This is a genomic window from Escherichia sp. XD33, from assembly GCF_019375075.1.
GTDB lineage: Bacteria > Pseudomonadota > Gammaproteobacteria > Enterobacterales > Enterobacteriaceae > Enterobacter > Enterobacter flexneri_A.
On record NZ_JAENDM010000102.1, the window covers coordinates 1 to 2,297 of the forward strand.

General features: G+C 52.3%; 3 protein-coding genes. All 3 read left to right on the top strand.

Annotated elements, in window-relative coordinates; genetic code table 11:
• Window positions 1-417: type IV conjugative transfer system lipoprotein TraV (gene traV, locus K0778_RS24635; protein ID WP_063268573.1), on the top strand; the 417-nt coding region annotated here is incomplete at its 5' end.
• A 134-nt stretch (window positions 418-551) separates the two neighbouring features.
• A complete protein-coding gene (gene traR, locus K0778_RS24640; protein ID WP_001278692.1) occupies window positions 552-773 on the top strand; it encodes a conjugal transfer protein TraR in 222 nt (73 codons plus the stop codon).
• Window positions 774-932: 159 nt separating this feature from the next.
• Window positions 933-2,297 (top strand): TraC family protein (locus K0778_RS24645; RefSeq protein ID WP_161997273.1); only part of this gene is annotated, 1,365 nt, incomplete at its 3' end.

Sequence of the window (2,297 nt, forward strand, 5' to 3'; positions counted from 1 at the left end):
GATACCTGTATGACGATGGAGCAGGCCAATGAGAAGGCCAAAAAACTGGAGCAGTCCTCAGAAGCAAAGCCGGTTGCGGCATCACTGCCGCGCCTGGCTGAAGGGAACTTCCGGACAATGCCGGTGCAGACCGTCACCGCGACCACTCCGTCCGGCAGCAGACCTGCGGTGACAGCACATCCGGAGCAGAAACTGCTGGCACCACGCCCGCTGTTTACCGCTGCCCGAGAAGTGAAAACGATTGTTCCGGTCAGTTCAGTTGCGCCGGTAACACCTCCTCGTCCGCTAAGAACGGGTGAGCAGACGGCTGCATTATGGATAGCGCCTTATATTGATAATCAGGATGTTTATCATCAGCCATCCAGCGTGTTTTTTGTTATTAAACCGTCTGCGTGGGGAAAACCACGTATTAATTAACTGGCCCTGAAGTTGTATATCAGCCGGCAATGCCGGCAGGCTTTCTGTATTCAAAATCTGCCTGTAAAACGAGTGCCCTGTGCGTGAAAAGGGATGGGCGGTAGCGTGTCAGAACATGTCGGGAGGAATATTCCGTGAGTGATGAAGCCGATGAAGCATATTCAGTGACAGAACAACTGACCATGACAGGAATAAACCGGATACGCCAGAAAATAAATGCTCATGGTATTCCTGTTTATCTCTGTGAAGCATGCGGAAATCCTGTTCCGGAAGCCCGGCGGAAAATATTTCCCGGTGTGACGTTGTGCGTTGAATGTCAGGCGTATCAGGAAAGACAGAGAAAACATTATGCATAAGTCAGTCGCAGAACATAGTGATTTAATTCCGGATGAACATGAGTGGATATTCAGAAAACAGAAATCTTTGTATATGCGCCGGGAAATGGCGCGTTAATTACAGATATTCCCTTCATGGCTACCGCATTTCTCGCTTTATTTTTCAACTAAGGAATTCATGTGAATAATCCACTTGAGGCCGTCACTCAGGCGGTTAACTCCCTCGTCACAGCACTGAAACTGCCTGACGAATCCGCAAAGGCCAATGAAGTTCTGGGCGAAATGAGCTTCCCGCAGTTCAGTCGTCTGCTGCCGTACCGTGATTACAACCAGGAATCCGGTCTGTTCATGAATGACACCACGATGGGCTTTATGCTGGAAGCCATTCCCATCAATGGGGCGAATGAGTCCATTGTGGAGGCCCTCGATCACATGCTGCGCACCAAACTGCCGCGCGGGGTGCCGTTCTGCATCCATCTGATGTCCAGTCAGCTGGTTGGTGACAGGATTGAATACGGGCTGCGTGAGTTCTCCTGGTCGGGTGAACAGGCTGAACGGTTTAACGCCATTACCCGTGCCTATTATATGAACGCGGCAGCGACACAGTTTCCGCTGCCGGAGGGGATGAATCTGCCCCTGACCCTGCGCCATTACCGGGTATTCTTCTCGTACTGTTCTCCCTCGAAGAAAAAAAGCCGGGCTGACATTCTGGAAATGGAAAACCTGGTGAAAATCATCCGGGCGTCGTTACAGGGGGCCAGTATCACCACACAGGCGGTGGATGCACAGGCCTTTATCGATATTGTCGGGGAGATGATTAACCATAACCCGGACTCCCTGTATCCGAAAAGACGTCAGCTGGACCCGTATTCTGATCTGAATTATCAGTGTGTGGAGGACAGTTTTGACCTGAAAGTCCGGGCGGATTACCTGACGCTGGGCCTGCGTGAGAAGGGCAGGAACAGCACGGCCCGCATCCTGAATTTCCATCTGGCCCGTAACCCGGAAATCGCCTTCCTGTGGAACATGGCCGACAACTACAGCAACCTGCTGAACCCGGAACTGTCCATCTCCTGTCCGTTCATCCTGACGCTGACTCTGGTGGTGGAAGACCAGGTGAAAACCCACAGCGAAGCCAACCTGAAGTACATGGACCTGGAGAAAAAGTCGAAGACCTCCTATGCCAAATGGTTTCCGTCCGTGGAGAAAGAGGCGAAGGAGTGGGGGGAACTGCGTCAGCGGCTGGGCTCCGGTCAGTCCTCTGTCGTGTCCTACTTCCTCAACATCACAGCATTCTGCAAGGACAATAATGAAACGGCGCTGGAAGTGGAGCAGGACATCCTGAACAGCTTCCGTAAAAACGGTTTTGAGCTGATTTCACCGCGCTTTAACCACATGCGCAATTTCCTGACCTGCCTTCCCTTTATGGCCGGGAAAGGGCTGTTTAAACAGCTGAAAGAGGCCGGTGTGGTTCAGCGCGCAGAGAGCTTTAATGTGGCCAACCTGATGCCGTTAGTGGCGGATAACCCCCTGACACCGGCAGGC